23 protein-coding genes, 1 pseudogene and 1 riboswitch are annotated in these 26,571 nt (G+C 69.2%); of the genes and pseudogenes, 10 read left to right on the forward strand and 14 right to left on the reverse strand.

The features are described 5' to 3' along the window. A partial coding sequence (locus tag V7026_RS01370; protein ID WP_334153456.1) for a PmbA/TldA family metallopeptidase occupies window positions 1–707 on the reverse strand: 707 nt, incomplete at its 3' end. Between the two features lie 22 nt (window positions 708–729). Here V7026_RS01370 and yjgA point away from each other — a divergent pair. The 3 genes from yjgA to V7026_RS01385 are packed head-to-tail and all read left to right on the forward strand — an operon-like array spanning window position 730 to window position 3,596. Further along, a complete protein-coding gene (gene yjgA / locus V7026_RS01375; RefSeq protein WP_334153457.1) occupies window positions 730–1,359 on the forward strand; it encodes a ribosome biogenesis factor YjgA in 630 nt (209 codons plus the stop codon). Between the two features lie 8 nt (window positions 1,360–1,367). Then, window positions 1,368–1,967, forward strand: a complete 600-nt coding sequence (gene mog, locus V7026_RS01380) for a molybdopterin adenylyltransferase (RefSeq protein ID WP_143968744.1) — start codon at window positions 1,368–1,370, stop codon at window positions 1,965–1,967. A 9-nt stretch (window positions 1,968–1,976) separates the two neighbouring features. Then, a complete protein-coding gene (locus V7026_RS01385; RefSeq protein WP_334153458.1) occupies window positions 1,977–3,596 on the forward strand; it encodes a sensor domain-containing diguanylate cyclase in 1,620 nt (539 codons plus the stop codon). Here V7026_RS01385 and cysE read toward each other — a convergent pair. Together cysE and V7026_RS01395 are read right to left on the reverse strand one after the other, a co-directional pair. Then, window positions 3,574–4,545: a serine O-acetyltransferase gene (gene cysE / locus V7026_RS01390; protein ID WP_443082297.1), complete on the reverse strand. Its 972-nt coding sequence runs from the start codon at window positions 4,543–4,545 to the stop codon at window positions 3,574–3,576. The genes V7026_RS01385 and cysE overlap by 23 nt on opposite strands. Next, window positions 4,467–5,297 (reverse strand): annotated as a pseudogene (locus tag V7026_RS01395) (RNA methyltransferase); the annotation flags it as partial. The gene cysE and the pseudogene V7026_RS01395, both read right to left, overlap by 79 nt. Here V7026_RS01395 and V7026_RS01400 point away from each other — a divergent pair. The 5 genes from V7026_RS01400 (at window position 5,230) to V7026_RS01420 (ending at window position 11,476) form a co-directional block, all read left to right on the forward strand. Continuing rightward, a complete protein-coding gene (locus V7026_RS01400; RefSeq protein ID WP_334153461.1) occupies window positions 5,230–6,183 on the forward strand; it encodes an inositol monophosphatase family protein in 954 nt (317 codons plus the stop codon). The pseudogene V7026_RS01395 and the gene V7026_RS01400 sit on opposite strands and share 68 nt — an antisense overlap. 30 nt (window positions 6,184–6,213) lie before the next feature. Beyond that, window positions 6,214–8,934: a DNA mismatch repair protein MutS gene (gene mutS / locus V7026_RS01405; protein WP_443082298.1), complete on the forward strand. Its 2,721-nt coding sequence runs from the start codon at window positions 6,214–6,216 to the stop codon at window positions 8,932–8,934. Window positions 8,935–8,977: 43 nt separating this feature from the next. Then, a complete protein-coding gene (locus V7026_RS01410; protein WP_334153462.1) occupies window positions 8,978–9,670 on the forward strand; it encodes a protein-L-isoaspartate O-methyltransferase family protein in 693 nt (230 codons plus the stop codon). A 10-nt stretch (window positions 9,671–9,680) separates the two neighbouring features. Beyond that, window positions 9,681–10,031, forward strand: coding sequence for a rhodanese-like domain-containing protein (locus V7026_RS01415; RefSeq protein WP_334153463.1), 351 nt, complete (start codon window positions 9,681–9,683; stop codon window positions 10,029–10,031). 74 nt (window positions 10,032–10,105) lie between these two features. Next, window positions 10,106–11,476: a TolC family outer membrane protein gene (locus V7026_RS01420; RefSeq protein ID WP_334153464.1), complete on the forward strand. Its 1,371-nt coding sequence runs from the start codon at window positions 10,106–10,108 to the stop codon at window positions 11,474–11,476. Here V7026_RS01420 and V7026_RS01425 read toward each other — a convergent pair. From V7026_RS01425 to V7026_RS01435, 3 genes are read right to left on the reverse strand one after another with little or no spacing between them, the layout of a single operon-like run. After that, window positions 11,451–12,791, reverse strand: a complete 1,341-nt coding sequence (locus V7026_RS01425) for a 3-deoxy-D-manno-octulosonic acid transferase (protein ID WP_334153465.1) — start codon at window positions 12,789–12,791, stop codon at window positions 11,451–11,453. The genes V7026_RS01420 and V7026_RS01425 overlap by 26 nt on opposite strands. 58 nt (window positions 12,792–12,849) lie before the next feature. Next, the gene (locus V7026_RS01430) at window positions 12,850–13,932 is read right to left on the reverse strand and encodes a glycosyltransferase family 4 protein (RefSeq protein ID WP_334153466.1); all 1,083 of its coding nucleotides are present in this window, start codon (window positions 13,930–13,932) and stop codon (window positions 12,850–12,852) included. A gap of 25 nt (window positions 13,933–13,957) precedes the next feature. Further along, window positions 13,958–15,364, reverse strand: a complete 1,407-nt coding sequence (locus V7026_RS01435; RefSeq protein WP_334153467.1) for a phosphomannomutase/phosphoglucomutase — start codon at window positions 15,362–15,364, stop codon at window positions 13,958–13,960. 139 nt (window positions 15,365–15,503) lie between these two features. Here V7026_RS01435 and V7026_RS01440 point away from each other — a divergent pair, with 139 nt between their 5' ends. Next, a complete protein-coding gene (locus V7026_RS01440) occupies window positions 15,504–16,409 on the forward strand; it encodes a DMT family transporter (RefSeq protein WP_334153468.1) in 906 nt (301 codons plus the stop codon). Here V7026_RS01440 and V7026_RS01445 read toward each other — a convergent pair. From V7026_RS01445 to thrS, 7 genes are all read right to left on the reverse strand, one after another. Further along, the gene (locus tag V7026_RS01445; RefSeq protein ID WP_334153469.1) at window positions 16,354–16,716 is read right to left on the reverse strand and encodes an integration host factor subunit alpha; all 363 of its coding nucleotides are present in this window, start codon (window positions 16,714–16,716) and stop codon (window positions 16,354–16,356) included. The two genes, V7026_RS01440 and V7026_RS01445, sit on opposite strands and share 56 nt — an antisense overlap. Window positions 16,717–16,762: 46 nt before the next feature. Beyond that, window positions 16,763–19,183 (reverse strand): phenylalanine--tRNA ligase subunit beta, encoded by a 2,421-nt coding sequence (gene pheT, locus V7026_RS01450; protein WP_334153470.1) that lies wholly within the window; start codon window positions 19,181–19,183, stop codon window positions 16,763–16,765. Window positions 19,184–19,204: 21 nt separating this feature from the next. Beyond that, window positions 19,205–20,275: a phenylalanine--tRNA ligase subunit alpha gene (gene pheS, locus V7026_RS01455; RefSeq protein ID WP_334153471.1), complete on the reverse strand. Its 1,071-nt coding sequence runs from the start codon at window positions 20,273–20,275 to the stop codon at window positions 19,205–19,207. 109 nt (window positions 20,276–20,384) lie between these two features. Next, entirely contained in the window at window positions 20,385–20,765 is a 381-nt protein-coding gene (rplT, locus tag V7026_RS01460; RefSeq protein WP_068608971.1) for a 50S ribosomal protein L20, read from the reverse strand. Between the two features lie 38 nt (window positions 20,766–20,803). After that, window positions 20,804–21,007 (reverse strand): 50S ribosomal protein L35, encoded by a 204-nt coding sequence (rpmI, locus tag V7026_RS01465; RefSeq protein WP_068608969.1) that lies wholly within the window; start codon window positions 21,005–21,007, stop codon window positions 20,804–20,806. A 255-nt stretch (window positions 21,008–21,262) separates the two neighbouring features. Beyond that, window positions 21,263–21,868, reverse strand: coding sequence for a translation initiation factor IF-3 (gene infC, locus V7026_RS01470; protein WP_334153515.1), 606 nt, complete (start codon window positions 21,866–21,868; stop codon window positions 21,263–21,265). A 15-nt stretch (window positions 21,869–21,883) separates the two neighbouring features. Further along, window positions 21,884–23,809, reverse strand: a complete 1,926-nt coding sequence (thrS, locus tag V7026_RS01475) for a threonine--tRNA ligase (protein ID WP_334153472.1) — start codon at window positions 23,807–23,809, stop codon at window positions 21,884–21,886. Between the two features lie 274 nt (window positions 23,810–24,083). Between thrS and V7026_RS01480 the strand changes: the two genes are divergently transcribed. Continuing rightward, window positions 24,084–24,662, forward strand: a complete 579-nt coding sequence (locus V7026_RS01480; protein WP_334153473.1) for a malonic semialdehyde reductase — start codon at window positions 24,084–24,086, stop codon at window positions 24,660–24,662. A 118-nt stretch (window positions 24,663–24,780) separates the two neighbouring features. Here the strand turns inward: V7026_RS01480 and aceA are convergent, their stop codons facing one another. Further along, a complete protein-coding gene (gene aceA / locus V7026_RS01485; RefSeq protein ID WP_334153474.1) occupies window positions 24,781–26,100 on the reverse strand; it encodes an isocitrate lyase in 1,320 nt (439 codons plus the stop codon). Window positions 26,101–26,406: 306 nt separating this feature from the next. Then, window positions 26,407–26,528: riboswitch (TPP riboswitch) on the forward strand. Window positions 26,529–26,571 lie beyond the last annotated feature (43 nt).

The raw sequence follows: 26,571 nt of genomic DNA on the forward strand, positions 1-26,571 counted from the left end.
CTGGCCAGCTCGGCCGGGTTGCGCTGCGAGCTGTACCAGTAGTCGCGCTGCATGCCATCGCCCTTGCCGGCGATGGGCGACACCGACAGGCTGTGGCGCGAGCTGGCGTAGCCGCCGGCAAAAATGCCCTGCCGCCCGCGCGCCCCGCCGCGCATGTGCTCGGCCCAGAAGTGCGATTGCTGCGCCGAAACCGCCGCGCCCTCGCTGTTGGTGATGCGCGGGCTGACGGCAAAGGCCGCGGCCTCACAGCGCAGCGCCAGCTCCACCGCCTGCTCGGCCGTGATCGGCCACGGGTGGAACAGCTCCAGATCGGGGTAGTCGTTGGCGACGTCGATCTCGTCCGGCAGGCCCGCGGCCGGGTCCTCGGCGGTGAAGCGCGCGATGTCGTACGCCGCCTGAACCGTGCGGCGGATCGCCTCGGCCGAGAAATCCGACGTCGATGCATTGCCCCGCCGCTGCCCCAGATAGACCGTGACGCCCAGCGACTTGTCGCGGTTGCGCTCGACGTTCTCAAGCGCGCCGCAGCGCACCGACACACTCAGGCCGCTGCCCTCGGACACCTCGACACCGGCGTCGGCCACCCCCAGTTGGCGGGCGTGCTGCAGCGCCAGGTCGGCCAGGGCGCGAAACTGTTCTTGCGAAAACTGAAAACCCGGGAGCGCGCCGTCGTTGGCGCGGGGGGGCTTTTTGGAACGGGTGGCTTTCATGTGGCTGGCTATGATACCGGCCATGCCACGCAAGCCACCCAAAGGGTATTTCGTCAAGGGTCACTTCGTCGCCTACGGCAGCGAAGAGGACGCCGAACTCAAGCGTGCCGCGAAGTGGGACGCCGAGCACAGCAAGACCGACCTGAAAAAGCACAGCGCCCACCTGCAGACCGTGGGGGAGCAGTTGTTGACGCTCAAGGCCTCGCTGTTGCAGCGCCTGACCCTGCCCGATGCGCTGCTGGACGCCGTCGCCGAGGCCAAACGCATCAGCGACTTCGAGGGCCGGCGCCGCCAGTTGCAGTACGTCGGCAAGCTGATGCGCCGGCTGGACGAGGACCAGGTCGCCGCCATCGAAGCCGCGATCGCCGAGCAGCACCAGGGCAGCGCCGCCGAGACGCAGCGCCTGCACGAGGCCGAGCGCTGGCGCGAGCGGCTGATCGCCGACGACGCTGCCCTGGACGCATGGCGCGACGTGGAGCCGCAGGCCGACTGGCAGCGGCTGCGCGCCCTGGTCCGCCAAGCGCGCAAGGACGCGGAGGCCCGCCCCGACACGGCCCCCGGCCAGGCGCAGCGCCAGGGCCGCGCCTATCGCGAGCTGTTCCAACATGTGCGCGCCGCGCTCGACGCCCGCGCCGATTCCACCCCCGAATGACCCCGACCATGAGCGCCTTCGATCCCGTCACCATCGGCATCGTCTCCATCAGCGACCGCGCCAGCCAGGGCGTGTACGAGGACAAGGGCCTGCCCGCGCTGCGCGACTGGCTGGGCCGCGCGCTGAAAAACCCCATCACCTTCGTCGAGCGGCTCATCCCCGACGAGCGCGAGCGCATCAGCGACACATTGATCGAGCTGGCCGACCAGGCCGGCTGCAGCCTGATCCTGACCACGGGGGGCACCGGCCCGGCCCCGCGCGATGTGACGCCCGAGGCGACGCTGGCCGTGGCCGACAAGGAGATGCCGGGCTTTGGCGAGCAGATGCGCCAGATCAGCCTGCGCTTCGTGCCCACGGCGATTTTGTCGCGCCAGGTGGCGGTGATCCGCGGACGCAGTCTGATCATCAACCTGCCGGGGCAGCCCAAGTCGATCGCCGAAACGCTGGAAGGCCTGCGCGACGGCGACGGCAAACCCGTGGTGCATGGTATCTTTGCCGCCGTGCCCTATTGCATCGACCTGATCGGCGGACCGTATCTGGAAACGGACGACGCCGTGTGCGCGGCCTTTCGGCCCAAGTCGGCCGTGCGCCCGCCGCGCGCCCCCTGATCGCCTGCCGTGGACAACCCCGCCCCCCACGCGCCGCCCCCCGTGCAGCCGCTGTGGCGCGTCTGGGCAGCGGGCGTGGCAGTGGCGTTTACGCTGGGGGTCCTGGCGCTGTGGGGTGTCGATCGGGCCACTCGCTGGTGGGCTTTGACCGCCCTGACGCGCGAATTCGACACCGAGCGCGCCCGCTCCCAGACGCTGGCGTCGGCCACCGCGACCGTTCTGACCCAGCGGCTGGCGCTGGCGCATGGCGTGGCGGTGAGTTTTTCCCAAGGCGGTGAGGTGCGCGCTCTGCTGCATGCGCTGGCGCAACGCCCTACCCCGCCACCACCCGCGACCGCGGAGCGGCTGCGGCAGTTGGATGCGCGGCTGGACATCGGCGTGCGCGAGCTGGGGCTGGGCCTGATCGCCGTCGCCGACCACGAGGGGGTGGTGGTGGCCGCAGGCGAGCCTCCGGGCGTCCGCTCCTTCGTGGGCAATCGCTACCGCGACGGGCCACTGTATGCCGCTGCCCGCGAGGGACGGTCGGCCCGCATGTTCATGGTCGGCGAAACGACGGGCCGGCGCAGCGTCGTCTTTGCCGAACCCGTGATGGTGGACGGCCGCTTCGTGGGATATGTGGGGGCGTCGATCACGCTGGACGAAGGCGTGCCGCCCGCCGAAGCGAACAACGCCATCGTCAGCGACGCGCACGGCGTCGTGGTGCTGAGCCGTGAGCAGCGCTGGTTGTTCCGGCGGCTGGTGCATGTGCCCACCTGGCCCCCGCCGCCAGCGGAAGGCTGGCCCATCTATGGCGTCCAGCCGCCACGGCTGTGGGCCTGGCAACCGGGCCCACAGCCCGACATCTGGTGGCTGGGACCTGCCAACGAGGGCACACCGGTGCTGGAGACGCGCAGCGACGTTTTCGACGGGCTGCTGCATGTGCATGTGCTGCAACCGGCCAGATGGATGGAGAAAGTGGAACACCAGCGGCGCCTGCTGTTCGGGCTGGGGGCGGCACTGGCGATTGCCGTGCTGACCGTGATGGTGCTGCTGGTGACCGCGCTGTGGCAGGCCCGGCGACACCGCATCGCGCTCGCCGCCATGAACCGCGAGCTGCAGCGACTGGTCATCACCGACGCACTCACCGGCATCGCCAACCGGCGGCGGCTGCTGGAGCTGCTGGACGACGAACTGCGGCGCATGCGCCGCCAGGGCCGGCCGCTGACCGTGCTGTCGCTCGATCTCGATCACTTCAAGCAAGTGAACGACACCTACGGTCACGCCATCGGTGACGCGGTGCTGCAGCACGTCGTGCACAAGGTGCAACAGCAACTGCGGGCGACCGACCATTTCGGCCGCATCGGGGGCGAGGAATTCGCCGTACTGCTGCCGGATACCGGCTTCGAAGCGGCCCAGAAAGTCGCGTGGAAACTGCGCGAGGCGGTCGCCCAAGCCCCGCTGCAGCATCCGGACGGCCCGACGCTGCATGTGACGCTCAGCGTGGGCGGCGCCACCAGCGCGGATCCGGCCAGCACCGCTGCCAGCCTGCTGGCCCAGGCCGACGCCGCCCTCTACGCCGCCAAGGCGGCTGGACGCGACCGGGTTCGCTGGGCCAACGGCAGCGACCTCATTTGCCCACCAGCTGATTGAGCCGCTCGGCCTCGAAGTGCTCGGTCTTGGCGGCATCCGACGGCACGCAATCGCCGCGCTGCGCGCACGCCAGCTTCTCGATGGCCTGCCACAGCAGCGCGATCTGGTGCTCATGGCCGGCGGCGTTGTCGATCAGGCCGCGCAGCGCCTGACTCAGCGGGTCGTCGTTTTGCGTCACGCCGTACGCCGAAAAGCCCATCTTGGCTGCGGCGGCTTCGCGCTTTTCGTCCGTATCGGCCACGATGATGCGCGCCGGATTGCCCACTGCCGTGGCGCCGGCCGGCACCGGCTTGGTCACGACCGCATTGCTGCCGATCTTGGCCCCGTCACCGACGGCAAAGCCCCCCAGAACCTTGGCGCCCGCGCCCACGATCACATTGCAGCCCAGCGTGGGGTGGCGCTTGGCGCCCTTGTAGAGCGACGTGCCGCCCAGCGTGACCCCGTGATAGATGGTGCAGCCATCGCCGACCTCGGCGGTCTCGCCGATCACCACCCCCATGCCGTGGTCGATGAAGACGCGCTCGCCGATGCGCGCGCCGGGGTGGATCTCGATGCCCGTGAGCCAGCGGTTCCAGTGCGAAATCCAGCGCCCCAGCCACTTCCAGCCCGCGTTCCAGCACGCGTGCGCCAGCCGGTGCAGCACGATGGCGTGAAAGCCCGGGTAGCACGTCACCACCTCCCAGCGCGAGCGCGCTGCGGGGTCGCGCTCCAGGATGGCGTCGATGTCGGCTTTGAGGCGTCGAAACATGGCAGGCGGGCGGCGGAGGGATGCAGAGTCTAGCGCCTGCCGCCGCGGGCGGCGGCGATCATCGCGCGCGCCACCCCGCGCAGGATGTGGACTTCGGACTCGGTCGGCGCGGCGCGCTGGAACAGCAGGCGCAGCCGCGGCATCAGCTTCTTGGGCGCGGCGGGGTCCAGATAACCCACGGCGACCAGCGCCTCCTCCCAATGCGCCAGCATGGCCGAGACGGTCGGCGCGTCCGCCGGCGGCTCGGCCGCGGGGCCGCGGGCCCGCGCCGGCGCCGACTCGGCGTCGAAGCCACCCAGCGCCTGCCGCCACTCGTACGCGATCAACTGCACCGCCGCCGCCAGGTTGAGCGAGCCGTAGTCCGGCGCCGTGGGGATGCGCAGACACACGTGGCAGCGGTAGACATCCTCGTTGGCCATGCCGTAGCGTTCGGGGCCGAACAAAAACGCCACCCCGCCCACCTCACCGGCACGGGCGCGCGGCGCCAGCGCGGCCAGATGTTCCCGCGGCGCGGCCGTCGGGGGGCCAAAGTCGCGCTGGGTCATCGCGGTGGCGCACACATGATCCATGCCCCCCAGGGCTTCGTCCAGCGTATCCACCACGCGGGCGCGGGCCAGCACATCCGTCGCGCCGCTGGCCCGCTCGATGGCCTCGGGGCGCTGCAGCACGTCCGGCCAGCGCGGCCGCACCAGCACCAGATCGTCAAAGCCCATGACCTTGAGCGCGCGCGCCGCCGCGCCGACGTTGCCGGCGTGGCTGGGCTCGATGAGGACGAAGCGGGTGGGCGTATCCGGGCGCACGGTTTGGCGAAACGGTGGGGCATCGGTAGAATCCCGCGTATTGTCGCTGCCATCGCGCAGCCCCCGTCGCTCTTGCCCACAATCCATGTCCTCCCACCTCCATCCCATGCTCAACGTGGCCATCAAGGCCGCGCGCGCCGCCGGCGCCCTCATCAACCGGGCCTCGCTGGACCTCGACACCCTGCGCGTCGGCGCCAAGCAGACCAACGATTTCGTCACCGAGGTCGACCACGCCGCCGAAGCCGCCATCATCGAGACGCTGCTGGGCGCTTACCCCGACCACGGCATCTGGGCCGAGGAATCCGGCCGCCGGGAGGGCAAGGGCAAAGGCCGCGCCTTCACTTGGATCATCGATCCGCTGGACGGCACCACCAACTTCATCCACGGCTTTCCGGTCTATTGCGTGAGCATCGCGCTGATGGTGGACGGGCGGCTGGACCAGGCGGTCATCTACGACCCGTCGCGCAACGACCTGTTCACCGCCAGCAAGGGCCGCGGCGCCTACCTCAACGACCGCCGCATCCGCGTGGCCAAGCGCACCCAACTGCGCGACTGCCTGTTGAGCACGGGTTTCCCCTTCCGCCCCGGCGATGCGTTCCAGACCTATTTGCGCATGCTGGGCGACGTGATGCCGCGCGTGGCGGGCGTGCGCCGGCCCGGTGCCGCGGCGCTGGATCTGGCCTATGTGGCTGCGGGCTTCAGCGACGGTTTTTTCGAGACGGGTCTGAGCCCATGGGACGTGGCGGCCGGCGCGTTGCTGGTCACCGAGGCGGGCGGCCTGATCGGCAACTTCACGGGCGAAGCCGACTTCCTGGAACAAAAGGAATGCCTGGCGGCCAACCCGCGCATCTACGGGCAACTGGTGGGGGTGCTGGGCAAGTACAGCAAGTTTGCCCCGGTGCGCGACAAGATGGCACTGGACGGCGAAAGCATCGAAGGCATGTCGCGCGAACGCGCTGCGGACGAGCGCACGGGCGAGCGCGCGAAGGATGATGCGCCCGCCGGCGAAGTGCCGGGCGCCGGCGATGCCCCGTGGTGATCGCTGCGTGACTGGTCCCCGCTGCTGACGATGGTGACGGCCTCCGCGTCGCCCCCCGGTGCCATCGGCGGTGCGCCCCCCGCACCGATGGAGGCGCACACGCCCATGATGGCGCAGTGGCTGCGCATCAAGGCGGATTATCCCCACACGCTGGTCTTTTACCGCATGGGGGATTTTTACGAGCTGTTCTACGACGACGCCCACAAGGCCGCGCGGCTGCTGGACATCACGCTGACCACGCGCGGGCAGTCGGCCGGCGCCCCGGTGGTGATGGCCGGCGTGCCGGTCCATTCGGTGGAGACCTACTTGGCCCGGCTGATCCGGCTGGGCGAGTCGGTGGCCATCTGCGAGCAGGTGGGCGACGTGGCCACCGCCAAGGGGCCGGTGGAGCGGCAAGTGGTGCGCGTGGTGACACCCGGCACCCTAACCGACAGCGAACTGCTGGCCGACAAAACCGATGCGCTGCTGCTGGCCCTGCACGTGGGCGCACGCCGGCGCTGCGGGCTGGCCTGGCTGGCGGTGACCGAGGGCACCGTCCACTTGGCTGAATGCGACTGGGCCGAGTTGCGCGGCTGGCTGCAGCGCCTGGCCCCGCACGAGGTGCTGCATGGCGGCGACCTAGCGCCAGCGGCCGAAGCAGAGTTGCGCAGCTGGCTAGACGCCGCGGCCGCCGCCGTCCGCCCGGCCCTGACGGTGCGGCCCGCCTGGGCCTTCGACGCGGCCCTGGGCCAGCGCAAGCTGTGCGACCAGCTGCAAGCGGCCACGCTGGCGGGTTGGGGGGCGCAAGACCTGCCCGAAGCGCACGCCGCGGCATCGGCGCTACTGGACTACGCCGAACACACCCAGGGCCGGCAACTGGGGCATGTGCGCGCACTGCGCGTGGTGCGACCGCAAGAGTGGATCGAGCTGCCCGCGACCACACGGCGCAACTTGGAGCTGACGCAAACCCTGCGCGGCGAGTCCGCGCCGACCCTGCTTTCCCTGCTGGACACCTGCGCCACCGGCATGGGCAGCCGCCTGCTGCGGCGCTGGCTGCTGGAGCCGCCGCGCGACCGCTCCGTCGCGCGCGAGCGGCTGGCCGCCATCGCCGTGCTGCGCAGCCACGGCCCCGATGACCTGGGCCGCGGCCTGCGCGGCCTGAGCGACGTCGAGCGGTTGGCCGCGCGTATCGCGCTGCGGCAGGCGCGCCCGCGCGAGCTGGCCGGCCTGACCCAGACCCTGCAGCGGGCCGACTACCTGGCCCAGGCGGTGGCGATGCTGGCCGGCGCCCACCCCGCCCCGCTGCTGGAGCGCGTGGCCGCCGACCTGCGCCCGCCGCTGGAGGTGGCGGCGCTGCTGGCGCGTGCGCTGCTGCCCGAACCCGCGGCCCTGATCCGCGACGGCGGTGTGATCGCGCCGGGCTACGACGCCGAGCTGGACGAGCTGCGCGCCATCCAGGCCAACGCCGACGCCTTTTTGCTCGACCTGGAAGCGCGCGAGCGCGCACGCACCGGGATTGCCAATCTGCGCGTGCAGTACAACAAGGTGCACGGCTTCTACATCGAGGTCACGCAGGGACAGCTCGACAAGGTACCGGACGACTACCGCCGCCGCCAGACGCTGAAAAACGCCGAGCGCTTCATCACGCCAGAACTCAAAGCCTTCGAGGACAAAGCGCTCAGCGCCCAGGAGCGTGCGCTGGCGCGCGAGAAATGGCTGTACGAGCGGCTGTTGGACGAGCTGCAACCCTTCGTGCCCGCGCTGGGCACCCTGGCGCGTGCGCTGGCCACGCTGGATGTGCTCGCGGCGCTGGCAGAGCGGTCGCTGACCCTGGACTGGCAGGCCCCCACCTTCGTGCCCGAACCGCGCATCGAAATCCGCCAGGGCCGCCATCCCGTGGTGGAGGCGCGGCTGCAGGAAACCGGTGCCGGCCCCTTCATCCCCAACGACACCGTGCTGGACGCGCGCACGCGGCTGCAGATCATCACCGGCCCCAACATGGGCGGCAAGTCCACCTACATGCGCCAGGTGGCGCTGATCGTGCTGCTGGCCAGCATCGGCAGCCACGTGCCGGCCCAAAGCTGCCACCTAGGGCCGATCGATGCCATCCACACCCGCATCGGCGCCGCCGACGACTTGGCCAACGCCCAGTCCACCTTCATGCTGGAGATGACCGAGGCGGCACAGATCCTGCACAGCGCCACCGAGCACAGCCTGGTGCTGATGGACGAGATCGGCCGCGGCACCTCCACCTACGACGGGCTGGCGCTGGCCAGCGCCATCGCCACCCATCTGCACGACCGCGTGCGCGCCTTCACGCTGTTTGCCACGCACTACTTCGAACTGACCGAGTTCCCCGCGCGCCACCCCGGGGCCGTCAACGTGAACGTCAGCGCGGTGGAAGGCAAAGGCCGGGAGATCGTTTTTCTGCACCAGATCGAGCCAGGCCCGGCCAGCCGCAGCTACGGCGTGCAGGTGGCACGCCTGGCCGGCGTGCCGGCCGCCGTCGTGCAACAGGCCCGGCACACCCTCGCGCAACTGGAGGCCGCAAGCGCGCGCGCGCAGCAGCAGATCGACCTCTTTGCCACCGCGCCCCAGCCCGAACCCACCGTGGCCAGCGAACACCCGGTGCTGCAACGACTGGCCGAGCTGGACCCGGACACCCTGAGTCCGCGCGATGCGCTGGACGCCCTCTACCGCCTGCGGGCGCTGCTGGAGCGGGGGGCTGAGCATGGCCACCTTGGCCCCCGGCCCCAACCCATGCTTCGGTAGAATTGATCGAATTGCCCGCCAGATATACCCACAGGAGTACGGCATGAGCGCCACCGCGTTCGACTTCGAGAGAGCCCGCTTCAACATGATCGAGCAGCAGATCCGGCCCTGGGAGGTGCTCGACGCCAAGGTGCTGGCGCTGCTGGGCCAGATCAAGCGCGAGACCTTCGTGCCGCCCGCCTACCAAGCCCTCGCCCTGTCCGACCTGGAAATCCCGCTGTCACAGCCGGCCGTCGAGGGCGAATGCATGCTCGCGCCCAAGGTCGAGGCCCGCACCCTCCAAGACCTGGCCCTCAAGCCTACCGACAACGTACTGGAAATCGGCACCGGCTCCGGCTACATGGCGGCACTGCTCGGCCGCCTGTCGCGCCAAGTGCTCACGCTGGAAATCAACCCCGCGCTGGCCGAGACGGCGCGCGCCAACCTCGCGCGCGCGGGCGTCGGCAACGTGCAGGTCAAGACCGCGGACGCAGCCGCCGGCCGCTTTGCGCCGTGCGTGAGCGAAGCGCCGTACGACGTCATCGTCTTGAGCGGTTCGGTCGCCGAAGTGCCCGCCGACCTGCTGGAACTGCTGCGCGTGGGCGGTCGCCTGTTCGCTGTGGTGGGCGACGAGCCCATCATGCGTGCCACCCTGGTGCAGCGCACCGGCGAAGCCAGCTACCACAGCGAGCAGCCCTGGGACATCGTGATCCCGCGCCTGCGCAACTTTCCGGAGTCCACCCGCTTCCGCTTCTGAGACCGCCGCCATGGTGCCCCACATCCGCCCCGCGCAACTAGCCGACTGGCTGCGGCAGTGCCGTGCGCAAACCCCGGACGCCGAGCCTATCGTGCTGGACGTGCGCGAGCCCTGGGAATTCCAGACCGCCAGCGTGCGCCCGGATGGCTTCGAGCTGCGGCACATGCCCATGGCCAGCATCCCCATGCGGCTGAGCGAGCTGCCGCGCGAACGACCCATCGCCTGCCTGTGCCACCATGGGGGACGCAGCGCTCAGGTGGCGTTCTTTTTGCACCGGCAGGGGTATGAACACGTCGTCAACATCGCCGGCGGCATCCACGCCTGGGCGACCGAGATCGACCCCTTGATCCCGCAGTACTGACCCGACGGGGCTGCAGGATTCGGCCATTCGTCATATACTCCCGCCTGTATAAACCTCTCCAGGGACTGCACGCCATGCCGAAACTCGCCCCATCCTTGGTGCCCCATCGGCCCGCCGCCCGGATCCTGCGCCTGCCAGCGGCTTTGCTGCTCGGTACACTGGCCGGGGTGGCTGGTGTGGCCCACGCCCAAAGCCTGCAATCGCTGCTGGAAGCGGCCCAGAGCTACGACGCGGCCTACCTGGCCGCCAAGGCGCAGTTCGAGGCCAACCGCGCTAAGGCGGAGCAGGCGCGCGCCCGGGTTCTGCCCTCGGTCGGCCTGTCGGCCGAAGCCTTCGTCAACCGCCGCGACAGCTCCGCCTCGGTACTGGACGACACTTTCAACAATCAGGCCGTGCGTCTGGCGACCATCCAGCCGCTGTACCGCCCCGGCAACCAGTTGGAGGTGGAGCAGGCCCAGCGCTCGCTGCAAGCCGCCGAAGCCCAGTTGCAATCGGTCGAGCAGGATCTGATCGTTCGTCTCTCCCAGGCGTACTTCGACGTCCTGGGCGCGGAGGACACGCTGACCTTCGTGCGGGCGCAAAAGGCGGCCGTCGAGCAGCAGCTCGCCGCCGCCCAGCGCAACTTCGAGGTCGGCACCGCCACCATCACCGATACGCGCGAGGCGCAGGCCCGCTTCGACCTGGTCGTCGCGCAGGAGATCGCCGCCGAGAACGACCTGCGCGTCAAGAAGCTGGCGCTGGATCAGCTCGTGGGCCGCAGCGGCACGCAGCCGTGGCGGCTGCCCACCCCCGTCACCCTGCCCGCGCTGGCCCCCAACGACGTGAACGCGTGGGTGCAGCGTGCGGCAGCCGAGCACCCGAGCGTGCGCGCTGCACAGGCGGCGCTCGATGTGGCCCGGCTGGAGGTCCGCAAGGCCGAAGCGGCCAAGGGCCCAACGCTGGACGCTGTGGCGCAGTACCAGTTCGCGCGCGCGCCGTCATCGGTTGCGACCATCCCCGGGTATCTGCGCAGCCAGACCGCCAGCATCGGCGTGCAGTTCAACCTGCCGCTGTACTCGGGCGGCGCCCTGGACAACCGCGTGAAGGAAACCATGGCGCTGGAAGACAAGGCGCGCAACGACGTCGAGGGCGCCGTTCGCGGTGTGAGCCAGGCCACCCGCGCCGCCTTCTTTGGTGTGCAGTCGGGCTTGGGTCAGGTGCGGGCCCTGGAAGCGGCCGAGGCATCCAGCCAAAGCGCGCTGGAGGCCAACCAGCTCGGCTACCAGGTGGGCGTACGCATCAACATCGACGTGCTCAACGCGCAGAGCCAGCTCTACCAGACCAAGGCCCAGCTGGCCAAGGCGCGTTACGACGTGCTGGTGGGCACGCTGCGCCTGCGTCAGGCGGCCGGGGTACTAAAGTCCGAGGATCTGCAACCCATCAACGCGCTGTTGCAGGCGCGCTGAGGTCCCACCAGCGCAGCACGGCGTCCACGCAGCGGGCGGCGGCGCCGGCATGTGCTTGCAGCAGGGTTTGGCAACCCGCCTGGGCGCGGGCCAGGGCGGGGGGATCGGCCAGCCAATCCAACGCCCGGCCCACCGCGGTGGCGATGTCGGGCACGCGCTCGGCGGCACCGGCTGCGATGGCCGCCTCCGACGCCTCGGCGAAATTGAAGGTGTTCGGCCCCATGACCACGGGGCATTCGCAAGCGGCCGCCTCGATCAGGTTCTGCCCCCCCAAGGGTGCAAAGCTGCCCCCGAGCAGCGCCACTTGGGCCAGCCCGTAGTACCAGGGCATTTCGCCCAGGCTGTCGCCCAGCAGGACGTCGACCTCCCGCGCTACCGGGGGCCAGACGGGTTTGGCAGCGTCCAACGGACCCAGCGTGCTGCGCCGCACGACGCGCAGTCCGGCCTGGCGCAGCAGCGCCTCCACCGCGTCGAAGCGCTGGGGATGGCGCGGCACGATCAGCCACAACGGGCGAATCTGGCAGATGCCCGCCCCATGGGTCGCTTGGGCTCGCCATGCCTCGCACCAGGCCGCCTCCTCCCCTTCCCGGCTGCTCGCCAGCATCAGGATCGGCCGCCCGCCGGGCGCGTCCGAGGCGGTGGTCGCGGCCTGCCACGCCAACCGCCACGTCCGCCCCAACCCCCATGCTCCGGGGTGCCACGGCACGTCGAATTTGACGTTGCCCATCGTGTCACCGGCCGGCGGATCGACCGGCGCCCCCAGCGTCCGCAGCCGATCCGCATCGCCGGCTGTCTGGGCCAGCACGCCGGACAAGCCCGCATAGGCCGGCCCCGCCAGCCAACGCAGACGCTGCGCGCGCTGCCACGAGCGTGCGTTCAGCCGTGCATTGGCCAGCAGCAGCGGCACCCCTGCCATGCGGCAGCCACGCACCACGGCTGGCCAGACTTCGGTTTCCATCAGAACCCCCAGCCGGGGGCGGAAATGCGCCAGAAACCGCTGCACGGGCCCCGGTGCATCCCAGGGCAGCCAGACCTGTACATCCCCCGGGCGCAGGTGGCGCCGCCCCTCGGCGCGACCAGTCGCCGTGCCATGGGTCCAGAGGATGCGGATGTCAGGACGGCGCTCGCGCAAGAGGTCGACCCACAAGGCTGCGGCCCGGGTTTCGCCTAAAGAAACGGCGTGCACCCACAACCAGCCTTCGGACGGCTCGCCGGCATAGCGCCCGAATCGCTCCTCGATGGCTTCCAGATAGCCGGGCTCCTGCCGGCCACGGCGCGCCAGCTTGCGGCGCAACAGGGACTGCAGCGCAGTCATCACACCCCCGTACAGACCGAGGGCCAACCGCTCAGTCCACCGAAGGGGCTTGGCCGCGTCAGCCCGTGCGCCAGAGCCGTGCATACACCGCCCCGATGCCGGCCGCCTCGCGCTCCAGCGAAAAGTGCTCGGCCACCCGCGCACGCGCAGCCTGCCCCATGCCCACCGCGGCCCAAGGGTCGGCCAACACCTGCCGCAGCGCCGCGGCCAGCCCTGCGGCATCGCCCGTGTCCACCAGCGCACCGTTGACGCCGGGCCGCACCAGCTCCTCGAACGCGCCGGTGCGCGAGCACACCACGGCGCAGCCGCACGCCGCCGCCTCGAACGGCGTCAGGCCAAACGGCTCGTAGCGCGGGCAGGCCACGCACACCAGGCAGCGCTGGTACCAGCGGTGCACCTCGGCCGCTGGCACCTCACCCAGGAAGCGGATGCGATCCGACAGCCCCGCGGCGTCGATGCGCGCCTGCAGCGCGCGCTGGTAGGCCTCGTGCTGCGGCATCGCGCGGCCGGCAATGACCGCCGTCACGTCCGGCAGATGCGGCAGCGCGACGATCATGGCGTCCACGAACACGTCGGTGCCTTTGTCCGGCCGCACGCGCCCGAACACGCCGACGCCGTAGCGCCCCGGCAGGCCGCTGTCGGCCCAGGCCGCCAGCTTGTCCGAAGGCGGCGCGAAGCGGGCCAAGTCGATGCCATGCGGCACCACCGCCGTGGTGTTCGGCACGAAGCTGGCGGCCTTCGGCGTGGTGGCGATCACGGCGTCCATGCGGCTGATCAGCCAGCGCGGAAACCAGCCGTGCCGGTGCTGCGCCGCCGAGGTAAACACCAGCCGCACCGGCAGCCGCAGCACGTCGCGCGCCCACAGGCCTGCGGCCATCTCGTGGTCCCGCCGGACGTGCCAGATGCGGAAAGGCCGGCCCGCCGGCGGCCGGCGCGACAGCGCGATCGCCTGCCGCAGAGTCAAGCCCGGCATGCCGTGCGGCAGCGGTGTGCCGCAGTAGGCCAGCCGCCACTGGCGCGCTTGGATCGGCACCAGCGCGTTGACGGTGGCCGACACCCCGGTGTAGCGGCGCTTGAGGTTGAAGACGATGACCTCCGGATCGGGGTCCGGGGTCAGGGCGGCGGCAACGTCGTCGGACACGGGGGCTTCCAGCACGGGCAGCGATTCAATGCGCCACCCCTCCTACCACCGCATCGGGCTTGACGCGGCGCAGCCAGCCCAGCATTTCGGCCTCGATGCGCGCCAGTGCCTCGGGCGTCTGCCCCTCGAAGCGCAGCACCAGCACCGGCGTGGTGTTGGAGGCGCGAATCAGCCCAAAGCCATCCGGCCAGTCCACCCGCAGGCCGTCGACGGTGCTGACTTCGGCCGGCGGGTCGAAGCGGGCCACGCGCTGCAAATCCGCCACCACGCGCTGCGGCTCGCCTTCAGCGCAGGCGACGTTGAGCTCCGGCGTGGCGCAGCTGGTCGGCAACGCCTCCAGCACCGCGCCAGGATCGGGATGGCGGCTCAGGATTTCCAGCAGCCGCGCGCCGGCGTAGCTGCCGTCGTCGAAGCCGTACCAGCGCTCCTGAAAGAAGATGTGGCCGCTCATCTCGCCGCCCAGCGGCGCGCCAACCTCGCGCATCTTGGCCTTGATCAGCGAGTGGCCGGTGCGGTGCATCAGCGGCACACCGCCGGCGGCGCGGATCGCCGGCGCCAGCCGCTGGCTGCACTTGACGTCGAACACGATGGTCCCCCCGGGCACGCGCGACAGCACGTCGGCGGCAAACAGCATCATCTGCCGGTCGGGAAAGATGTTCTGGCCGCTGGGGGTGACGACGCCCAGCCGGTCGCCATCGCCGTCGAAGGCAAAACCCAGATCGGCGCCCGTGCGCTGCAGGGTGGCGATGAGGTCGCGCAGATTCTCCGGCTTGGACGGGTCGGGATGGTGGTTGGGGAATTCGCCATCGACCTCGCCGTACAGCACCGTGACGTCGCAGCCCAGCGCGCGGAACAGCGCCGGGGCGCTGGCGCCGGTGACGCCGTTGCCGCAGTCGATCACGAGCTTGAGCGGCCGCGCCAGCCGCACGTCCTCGACGATGCGCGCGATGTACTGCGACTGGATGTCCAGCCGGCGCACCCGCCCGCGCGCCGGTACCGCCGCAGCACCGCTTTCCATCGCCGCGCGCAGCGCCTGGATCTCCTCGCCGTGAATGGCGCGCCCGGCCAGCACCATCTTGAAGCCGTTGTGGTGCTTGGGGTTGTGGCTGCCGGTGACCTGGATGCCGCTGGTGCAGTGGGTGCTGGCAGCGAAGTACAGCATCGGCGTCGTGACCATGCCGACGTCGAGCACATCCACGCCGGCGTCGAGCAACCCCTCGATCAGCGCGGCGGCCAGGGCCGGGCTGCTCAGCCGCCCATCGCGCCCCACGGCCACGGTCTGCTCGCCGGCCGCACGAGCCCGGGCCCCAAAGGCGTGCCCCAGCGCGCGGGCAAACGCCTCGTCGATCACGTCCGGCACCACACCACGAATGTCGTACGCCTTGAAGGCGTGGACAGGCAGCGGACGGGGAGGAACGGTCGCATCGGTCATGGGTCTGTGGACGGTCGAGACGGGTGTGTGACAGTGCGCCGATTGTAGGCGGGCTTATGATCGCCCTCCGTTGTCGCTCCCCCTGTCCTGGCCCGGCCGGCGACGGCCCGGGCGCCGTCACCCTATTCCATTCCGCGCCATGTCGCCCAAGCTTGCGGCCGAGTTTTTGTTTCTGGCAGCCCTGTGGGGGTCGTCCTTTCTGTTCATGCGCCAGGCGGCGCTGGAGTTTGGGCCGGTGGCCACCGCCGGCCTGCGCGTGGCCGTCGCGGGCGCGATGCTGCTGCCGATTCTGGTGCTCAGCGGCCACTGGCGCGCGTTTCGCGCCCGCGCGGGGCGCATCCTGTTCGTCGGGCTGATCAATTCGGGCATCCCCTTCGGGCTGTTCGCCTACGCGGTGCTGTCGATCAGCACCGGCCTGACGGCCATCCTGAACGCCACCGTGCCGCTGTTCGGTGCGCTGGTGGCCTGTCTGTGGCTGGGCGATCGCCCGGGGCGCTGGCGCGCCGTGGGGCTGGCGCTGGGTTTTTTGGGGGTGGCGCTGCTGTCGTGGAACAAGGCCAGCTTTACCCCCGGCGGCACGGGCTGGGCCGTGCTGGCCTGTCTGGGCGCCACCATCCTCTATGCCGTGGCCGCCAGCTACACCAAAAAGTACCTGATGGGCATCCCCCCCATGGCAACGGCCGCCGGCAGCCAGTTCGGCGCCACCCTGGGCCTGCTGCTACCCACCCTGTGGACCTGGCCCGCGCAGCCCGCCAGCGCCGGGGCCTGGGGCGCAGTCGCAGTAGCCGGCGTGCTTTGCACCGCGCTGGCCTACCTGCTGTACTTTCGCTTGATCGAGGCCGCCGGTCCCGCAAAAACGCTCACCGTGACCTTTCTGATCCCGGTGTTTGCCGTCGGCTACGGCGCGCTGCTGCTGGGCGAGACCATCACCCCCTGGATGGTGGGGTGTGGCATCGTGATACTGGCCGGGGTGGCGCTGGCCACCGGCCTCATCGATCCGGGGAGCTGGCGACAGACGCGCCCCCACCCTGCATCGCTTCCTTGAGCTTGGGCGAGGCGTGGAAGGTCACCACGCGCCGCGCCTCGATCGGCACCAGCTCGCCGGTGCGCGGATTGCGCCCCGGGCGCGGGGCCTTCATGCGCACCTGAAATTGCCCGAACCCGGCGATGCGCACATCCTCGCCGGCAATCAGGCACTCGGCGATCAGCGCGAAGAACGCATCGACGATGTCCTTGGATTCGCGCTTGTTGAAGCCGATGCGGTCGAACAGTCGCTCGGCCAACTCGGCCTTGGTCAGGGTCGCGCCGTCGCCGGCGTCTTCGGGTTCCGTTCGGTGTATGCGCGTGGCCATGGCGGCAATCGTAGCAGGACCGCCACGGCCTTCGACACCCCCGGCGTCACGCCCGCAGGCGGGCCCCGACGCGCTGTTGCAGCGATGCCAACACGGCCTGCACGACGGCGTCGATCTCCTCGTCGGTCAGGTTGGCGTCGTGGCGCTCCAGGGTCAGGCGCACGGCGAGGCTCTTTTCGCCCTCGGCCAGGGCGGCGCCCGCCGTCCCCGCCTTGGGCCGATAGACGTCGAACAGCACCGCCTCGCGCAGCCACGGCTGCTCCACCGCCCCAATCGCCGCCATCACCTCGGCGTGGATGACGGCCTCGCGCACGACCACGGCCACGTCCCGCTGCACGGGCTGGTGCCGGCCCAGCGACTGGGCCTGGGGCACCGGGCGCCCCACGACCGCATCCCAGTCCAGCTCGAACAGCACAGGTGCCTGGGTCCAGCCTTCGGCCTGGCGCCAGCGCGGATGCAGCTCGCCGACGATGCCCACGGGACGGCCGTCGAGCAGCACACGGGCGCAGCGCCCCGGGTGCAGCGCGGGGTGCTGCGCCGGCTCGAACACCGGGCGACGCGGCGCCAGCAGGACCTCCACATCGCCTTTGACGTCGTAAAAATCCACCGGTCGGGCGGGCACGCCCCACTGCAGGGCAGACTCGTCGCCCCACGCCAGCCCGGCCAGCCGGCGCGGCTGATCCAAGCCCGCTACGGTCGTGTCGCTGTCCGGCACCGCCGGATCACGGCGGAATACGCGCCCGACCTCGAACAGACGGACGCGCGGCACCTTGCGGTCGGTGTTGTATTTGAGCACCGCCAGCAAGCTTCCGATCAGGCTCGAGCGCATCACGCTCAGGTGGCTGGCAATTGGGTTGAGCAGCCGAATCGGCGCCTCGTTGCCCGCGTAGTCGCGCTCCCAGCGTTCTTCGACGAAGCTGAAGTTGATCGTCTCCTGATACCCCAGATCCGCGAGCTGGCGCCGCACCGCGTGGGCGCTGCGCTGGGCCTCCGGCCGCACGCGCGGCACCACAGGGGCCAGCGGCGGCGTATCCGGCAGGCGGTCGTAGCCGATGACGCGAGCCACCTCCTCGATCAGATCCTCCTCGATCTGCAGGTCGAAGCGGTACGGCGGCGGCGTCACCGTCAGCACGCCATCGCCCTCGGCCACCTCCAGCCCCAGCCGGCGCAGCGGCTCGGCGCACTGCGCCTGCGTCAGCGGCATGCCGATCACCTTGGCCGCGCGCGCCACGCGCAGCGTCACCGGCTGCGGCTGCGGCAGGTTGACGACGTGGTCGTCGATCGGGCCGGCCGCGCCGCCGCAGATCTCCAGGATCAGCTGCGTGATGCGCTCGACGTGCTGGCGCGTGGTGCTCGGGTCGACCCCGCGCTCGAAGCGGTGGCTCGCGTCCGTGCTGAAGTTAAAGCGGCGCGAGCGGCCCGCGATCGCGCGCGGCCACCAGAACGCCGCCTCCACATAGACGTTGCGCGTGGCGTCCGATACCGCCGTGGCCTGTCCGCCCATGATGCCGGCCAGCGACTCCACGCCGCGGTCGTCGGCGATCACGCCCACCGTCTCATCGAGCGTCACGGTCTGGCCGTTGAGCAGCTCCAGCGTCTCGCCCGCGCGGCCCCAGCGCACTTGCAGGCCGCCGTGGATGCGATCCAAGTCGAAGATATGCGACGGGCGGCCCAGCTCGAACATCACGTAGTTGGAGATGTCCACCAGCGCCGAAATGCTGCGCTGGCCGCAGCGCGCCAGGCGCTGCACCATCCACTCGGGCGTCTTGGCCGTGGGGTCGATGCTGCGGATGATGCGACCGGTGAAGCGGCCGCACAGGTCCGGCGCGTCGATGCGCACCGGCAGCACGTCACCGTGGCGCGGCGGCACCGGCGCCAACATCGGGGTCTGCAACGGCGCGCCGGTCAGCGCCGCCACCTCGCGCGCCACGCCGTAGACGCTCAGGCAGTGCGCGAGGTTGGGCGTGAGCTTGAGCGTGAAGATGCGGTCGTCCAGCGCCAGCGCCTCGCGCAGATCGCGCCCGAGTGGCGCATCGGCCGCCAGCTCCATGAGCCCGCCATGGTCGTCCGACAGGCCCAGCTCGCGCGCCGAGCACAGCATGCCGTGGCTTTCCACCCCGCGCAGCTTGCCGACGCGGATCTCGAACGGCTGGCCGTCCTCCCCGGGCGGCAGCACCGCACCCACCAGTGCGCACGGCACACGGATGCCGGCGCGCGCGTTCGGTGCGCCGCAGACGATCTGCAGCGGCTCGCCCTGCCCCGCGTCGACGCGGCAGACGCGCAGCCGGTCGGCGTTGGGGTGCGGCTCGGCGCTCAGGATCTGCGCCACGACCACACGGGTGAAGGGGGGAGCCACCGGCTCCCATTCCTCCACCTCTAGACCCGCCATGGTCAGCAGATCGGCCAGCGCGCGGCTGTCGAGGGGAGGGTTGCAAAAGGCACGCAGCCAGGATTCGGGGAATTGCATCGGGGGCTCTTTCTCTCAACCTCAACGGAACTGCGACAGAAAGCGCAGGTCACCATCGAAGAACAGGCGCAAGTCGTTGACACCGTAGCGCAGCATGGTCAGCCGGTCCGGCCCCATGCCAAATGCAAAGCCAATGTAGTGCTCCGGGTCCAGCCCCATGTTGCGCACCACGTTGGGGTGCACCTGGCCGGAGCCGGCCACCTCCAGCCAGCGCCCGGCCAGCGGGCCGCTGGCAAACTGGATGTCGATCTCGGCGCTCGGCTCGGTGAACGGGAAGAAGCTCGGCCGGAAGCGCAGCACCAGGTCGTCGGTCTCGAAAAAGGTGCGGCAAAACGCCGTGAAGACCACCTTCAGGTCCTTGAAGCTGACGTTGCGGCCGATCCACAGCCCCTCGCACTGGTGAAACATCGGCGAGTGCGTGGCGTCGCTGTCCACGCGGTAGGTGCGCCCCGGGGCGATGACGCGGATCTCCGGCATGTCACCGGCGAACAGGCCCACCCCGTCGTCGCCGGCTGCGGCGCGCGCGCGCTTGACGTGCTGCACCGCGTGGCGGATCTGCATCGGGCTGGTGTGCGTGCGCAGCAACAACGGCGCCTCGGGCGTGCCACCCTCGACGTAGAAGGTGTCGTGCATCGAGCGCGCCGGGTGATCCGCCGGGGTGTTGAGCGCGGTGAAGTTGAACCAGTCGGTCTCGATCTCTGGCCCGTCGGCGACCTCGAAGCCCATCGAGCCGAAGATGGCCTCGATGCGCTCCAGCGTCAGGCTCACCGGGTGCAGACCGCCCTGGCCGCGTTGGCGCCCCGGCAGCGTCACGTCCAGCGCCTCGGCGGCCAGTTGGCGCTGCAGCTCGGCCTTGGCCAGCTCGGCACGTCGCGCCTGCAGCGCCGCTTCGATGGCCTGCTTGGCCTGGTTGATGGCCGCGCCCGCCGCCTTCTTGTCCTCGGGGCTCAGCGCCGCCAGCCCCTTCATGCGCTCGGTGATCGCTCCGCTCTTGCCCAGAAAGCGCGCCTTGGCGTTTTCCAGATCGTTGGGGGTTTGGGCCTGCGCGAACTGCTCGCGCGCCGACTGCACCAGAGATTCGAGGTCGTTCATGCGGTGATCCGTTGCGGGGCGCGCTCGGCCCCAAAAACGAACGGGCCAGCGCGCAAGGCGACTGGCCCGTGGAAAGACGGACGGCCGCCGGGGTGGGCGGCCTGGGACGTCAGGCGGCCGTCGCTGCGCCCGGGGCCTGCAGGTGGGCCTTGACGCGCTCGACGATGGCGCCGAAGGCCGCCTTGTCGTTGACGGCCAGATCGGCCAGCACCTTGCGGTCGATCTCGATCGCCGCCTTGCGCAGACCGTTGGCAAACTGGCTGTAGGTCAGACCCAGCTCGCGCACGCCAGCGTTGATGCGGGCGATCCAGAGCTGACGGAAGACACGCTTGCGGGCACGGCGGTCGCGGTAGGCGTACTGGCCGGCCTTCATAACCGCCTGCTTGGCGACGCGGAACACATTCTTGCGGCGGCCACGGAAACCCTTGGCCAGGGCGAGCACCTTTTTGTGGCGGGCGCGCGCGGTGACACCACGTTTGACGCGAGGCATGGTTTACTCCTTGTTCGTTACGGGGGTACCGCCGCCCATCACAGGCCGGCAAAGGGCATCATCTGCGCGATGTGGCCCATGTTCGTCTCATGGACGTTGGCCGCGCCACGCAGTTGGCGCTTGTTCTTGGTCGTCTTCTTGGTCAGGATGTGGCGCTTGAACGCCTGACCGCGCTTGACGGTGCCACCGGGACGAACGCGAAAACGCTTCTTCGCGCTGCTCTTGGTCTTCATCTTGGGCATGATGACTGCTTCCTGTTGAATTGTGCTCGCGAGGCGCCCCGGCTTTGCCGCCAGGGACTTGTCGGCCCCGAGCCACTTGTCGTTCCAGCCTTGGGATGACCGGACCGGCTTCGCACGCTGTCATGCGCCAGACACACCGCGAAACGCCGCGACGCATCGAAGCGCACGCCCTTCTGTTCTGCGTACGAAGCCCGCGATTATAGCAACGACGGAGCCACGCGGTGCGCAGCCGCCCCACGCAGCGCAGTGCGGCGATCAGGCCGCTGGGGCGGCGGCGGCTTGCGCCTTGCCGGCGCCAGCCCCCTTTTTGCGCGATGGCGCAATCATCATGATCATCTGCCGCCCTTCCAGCTTGGGGAACTGCTCGACCACGATACTGTCGCCCAGCTCGGTGCGGATGCGCTCCAGCAACGCCAAGCCCAGTTCCTGGTGGGTGATCTCCCGGCCACGGAAGCGCAGGGTCACCTTGCACTTGTCGCCATCTTCCAGGAAGCGTCGGATGTTGCGCATCTTGACCTGGTAGTCGCCCTCGTCGGTCCCGGGCCGGAACTTGATTTCCTTGACCTCGATGACCTTTTGCTTGGCCTTGGCCTCGGCCGCCTTCTTCTGTTCGGCGTATTTGAACTTGCCGTAGTCGATCAGGCGGCACACCGGCGGGGTGGCCATCGGCGCGATTTCGACCAGATCGACGTCGAGGTCGCCCGCCATGCGCAGCGCCTCTTGGATGGACACGACGCCGATTTGCTGCCCATCGGGACCGGTGAGGCGGACCTCGGGGGCGGTGATCTCGCGGTTCAAACGGTGCTGGCGCTCCTCGCGCTGGCGACGGTCACGAAAGTTGCTGGGGCGGGCGGTAGCGATGGTGTGATTCCTTTGTCAATGCTTGGACGCGATGTCCGAACGCAGGCGCTGGGCGAAGTCCGCCAAGGGCATGACGCCGAGGTCTTGGTTGCCGCGCGCGCGCACGGCGACCGTCCCGGCGGCCTTCTCCTTGTCACCGACGACCAGGATGTAGGGCACCTTTTGCAAAGCCTGCTGGCGGATTTTATAGGTGATCTTCTCGTTGCCAAGATCCAGCGCCACCCTAAACCCTTGATCCTGAAGCGTTTTGGCAATTTCGCCACAGTAGTCGGCTTGCGCATCGGTGATGTTGAGCACCGCCACCTGGGTCGGCGCCAGCCACGCCGGCACGGCACCCGCGTGCTGCTCGATGAGGATGCCAATGAAGCGCTCCAGGCTGCCGACGATGGCGCGGTGCAGGATGACTGGGCGCCGGCGGCTGCCGTCCTCGGCCACATACTCGGCATCCAGCCGCTCGCTCAGGTTGAAGTCCACCTGGATGGTGCCGCACTGCCACTCGCGGCTGATGGCGTCCTTGAGCGTGTATTCGATCTTGGGGCCGTAGAACGCGCCATCCCCTTCGGAGATGACGAAATCACAGCCGGAGTTGCGCAGGCTTTGCATCAGCGCCGCCTCGGCCTTGTCCCAGAGTTCATCGGAGCCGATGCGCGCCGCCGGCCGCGTCGAGACCTTGTAGAGGATCTCGGTAAAGCCAAAGTCCGCATACACCTTTTTCAGCAACCGCGTGAAAGCGTCGCACTCCGGCAGGATCTGGTCCTCGGTGCAGAAGATGTGGCCGTCGTCCTGCGTGAAACCGCGCACGCGCATGATGCCGTGCAGGCCGCCGCTGGGCTCGTTGCGGTGGCACTGGCCGAACTCGCCGTAGCGCAGCGGCAGGTCGCGATAGCTCTTGACACCCTGCTTGAAGATCAGGATGTGCCCGGGGCAGTTCATCGGCTTGATCGCGTAGTCGCGCTTCTCGCTCTCGGTGATGAACATGTTGTCCCGGTACTTGTCCCAGTGGCCGGTTTTCTCCCACAGCGCCTTGTCCAGGATCTGCGGGCCCTTGACCTCCAGGTAGCCGTTGTCGCGGTAGACCTGCCGCATGTACTGCTCGACCTGCTGCCACAGCGTCCAGCCCTTGGGGTGCCAGAACACCAGCCCCGGCGCATGGTCGTCGATGTGGAACAGATCGAGCTCCTTGCCCAGCTTGCGGTGGTCGCGCCGCTCGGCCTCTTCCAGCAGGGTCAGGTATTGCTGCAGGTCCTCCTTGCTGGCCCAGGCGGTGCCATAGACGCGCTGCAGCATCTCGTTGCGGTGATCGCCGCGCCAATAGGCCCCGGCCACCTTCATCAGCTTGAAATGCTTGAGCTTGCCGGTGGAGGGCACGTGCGGGCCACGGCACAGGTCCTCGAAGGCGCCTTCGCGGTAGAGGCTGACCTCCTCCCCCGCCGGGATGCTGCCGATGATCTCGGCCTTGTAGTGCTCGCCCAGCCCCTTGAAGTAGGCCACGGCCTCGTCGCGGGGCAGAACGCGGCGGACCACCGGCTCGTCTTTGGCGGCCAGTTCGGCCATCTTTTTCTCGATGGCGACCAAGTCCTCCGGCGTAAAGGGCCGCTTGTACGAAAAGTCGTAATAGAAGCCGTTGTCGATGACGGGGCCGATGGTGACCTGCGCATCCGGATACAGCTCTTTGACCGCGTAGGCCAGCAGGTGCGCGGTCGAGTGGCGGATGATTTCCAGCCCCTCCGGATCCTTGGGCGTGACGATCCACACCCGCGCATCGCGCTCGACGCGGTAGGCCGTGTCCACCAGGCGCGGCGCATCGTCACCGGCGGTCTGCACCTTGCCCGCGACAGCCGCCTTGGCCAGCCCGGCACCGATGGCCGCCGCTATCTCGGCGACGGTGACCGGTGCATCGAAGGCGCGCTGCGAACCGTCGGGGAGCGTGATCTGGATCATGGGTGAGGGTCCTGAAAAACAAAAAACGCGGCTCGGGGCCGCGCAAGAGGGTGTTGATCGAGCAGGCGCGAACTGCCGCCGGCCTGTTCAGGCCGGGGTGACCTCCGGGGGAGTTCGCGGTGTCATAACCGTATCGCCTGCGGGCTGGATACTTTCGACTTCGCTGCATTTTCGCACAGATCCGCCAAGCGCACTCGCCGCGCGTCGCATGCGGCTCCGCAGCACGAACCCACTGCACAATGGGCGCTTTCGCTCCAACCCCCACATCGACACCATGCAGATCACCACCGAGCAACTGTTCGACGACGCCCGCACGCACAACGCCTGGCAGGACAAGGCTGTGGCCGACGAGACACTGCACAGCCTGTACGACCTGATGAAATGGGGCCCCACGTCGGCCAACTGCGGCCCGGCGCGCATCCTGTTCGTCAAGTCGCCGCAGGCCAAGGCCCGGCTGCTGCCGTGCCTGAGCGAGGGCAACCGTGCCAAGACGGCCGTCGCGCCCGTGACCGCCATCATCGGCATGGATCTGGCGTTCTACGAAAAGCTGCCGCAGCTCTTTCCCCACAACCCCGATGCGCGAAGCTGGTTCGAGGGCCAGCCCGAGGCGATCCAGGCCACGGCCTTTCGCAACTCCAGCCTGCAGGGCGGCTATTTCATCCTGGCCGCGCGGGCGCTGGGGCTGGACTGTGGCCCGATGAGCGGCTTCGACGGTCCTGCGGTGGATGCCGCCTTCTGGGCTGGCACCACGGTGCGCACCAACTTTTTGTGCAACCTGGGCTACGGCGACCCGGCGGGCCTTCACCCGCGCGGCCCCCGGCTGGCATTCGACGAGGCGTGCCGCATCGTCTGACGGCAGCACCTCCGCCCCCTCGGCACTGGCCACGGACCTCGCCGCGGAAACAAAAAGGCCCGGCAAGCCTTCGCCTGCCGGGCCGCGGTCTCCTCCGCCGCCCTGGGGCGGTCTGGGATCAGTGGAACTGCTCTTCTTCGGTCGAGCCGGCCAGCGCCTTGACGCTGGAGGAACCGCCCTGGATGACGGTGGTCACGTCATCGAAGTAGCCGGCACCGACTTCTTGCTGGTGCGACACGAAGGTGTAGCCCAGCTCGCGCGCCTTGAACTCGGGCTCCTGCACCATGTTGACGTAGTGCTTCATGCCTTCGCCGCGGGCGTACGCATGGGCGAACTGGAAGGTGTTGAACCAGTTGATGTGGATGCCCGCCAGCGTGATGAACTGGTACTTGTAGCCCAGCGCCGACAGTTCGTCCTGAAACTTGGCGATGGTCTTGTCGTCCAGGTTCTTTTTCCAGTTGAAGGACGGCGAGCAGTTGTAGGACAGCAGCTTGCCTGGGTACTTGGCGTGGATGGCCTGCGCGAACTCGCGGGCGAAGCCCAGGTCCGGCGTGCCGGTCTCGCACCACACCAGGTCGGCATACGGCGCGTAAGCCACGCCGCGGCTGATCGCCTGCTCCAGGCCGTTCTTGACGCGGAAGAAGCCCTCTTGCGTGCGTTCGCCGGTCAGGAAGGGCTTGTCGTTGGCGTCGTGGTCGCTGGTGAGCAGGTTGGCCGCCTCGGCGTCGGTGCGCGCCAGCACGATGGTGGGCACGCCCATCACGTCGGCCGCAAAGCGCGCGGCGATCAGCTTCTCGATCGCCTCTTGCGTCGGCACCAGCACCTTGCCGCCCATGTGGCCGCACTTCTTCACCGCGGCCAGTTGGTCCTCGAAGTGCACGCCGGCGGCACCCGCGGCGATCATGTTCTTCATTAGCTCGAAGGCGTTGAGCACGCCGCCGAAGCCAGCCTCGGCGTCCGCCACGATCGGCAGGAAGTAGTCGATGTAGCCGGCGTCACCGGGGCCGATGCCGCGGCTCCACTGGATCTCGTCGGCGCGCTTGAAGGTGTTGTTGATGCGACGCACCATCGTCGGCACCGAGTCGTACGCGTACAACGACTGGTCGGGGTACATCGTTTCGCTGGTGTTGCCGTCGGCGGCGACTTGCCAACCAGACAGGTAGACGGCCTCCAGACCCGCCTTGGCCTGCTGCATGGCCTGCCCGGCGGTGATGGCGCCGAAGGCGTTGACGTAGCCCTTCTTGGCCTCGCCGTTGATCAGGCGCCACAGCTTTTCGGCACCGCGCTTGGCCAGCGTGTACTCGATCTGCAGCGAGCCGCGCAGGCGCACCACGTCGGCGGCGCTGTAGCCGCGCTTGATGCCTTTCCAGCGCGGGTTTTCGGCCCAGTCTTTTTCAAGGGCGGCGATTTGCTGATCGCGGGTGAGGTTTTGCGTCATGACAACACTCCTGTGGTGATGGGAAACCCTGGCGGGAACCGGTGCAGCCGGGTGGCGATACCCCGTCCCGTTGCCCACAGTATAAGTCTTCTATAAGACACAACACCAGTCTTGTGTCTTATACAAGAGTATTTTTCGATCTTGTCGATCAAAGACTTAGCGCACACTTCCGCATTGCGGAACAGTTGTCCACCCGAAACGCAGGCGGCACTGCCGCGCCCCTCTCACTGGTTTCATAATCGCGGACCGTTTTTCACTTAATGAAATCGTGACCAGCCATGGTCACGGCACAGATCACCTACAATGGTCGGCGCTCCGGGGTGCCCCCGCCAAAAGGTGGGCTGAGATGGCGCGTAAGCATTGGCGCGCCGAACCCGTCGAACTTGATCCGGGTCATACCGGCGAAAGGACGAGCCTCTCCCCCAAGGCCAGGCCCGCTTGGCCGCGGCACGGGTCGCCGGAGCGTGGATT

Source organism: Tepidimonas sp., assembly GCF_036825565.1.
In the GTDB taxonomy this organism is placed as follows: Bacteria; Pseudomonadota; Gammaproteobacteria; order Burkholderiales; family Burkholderiaceae_C; genus Tepidimonas.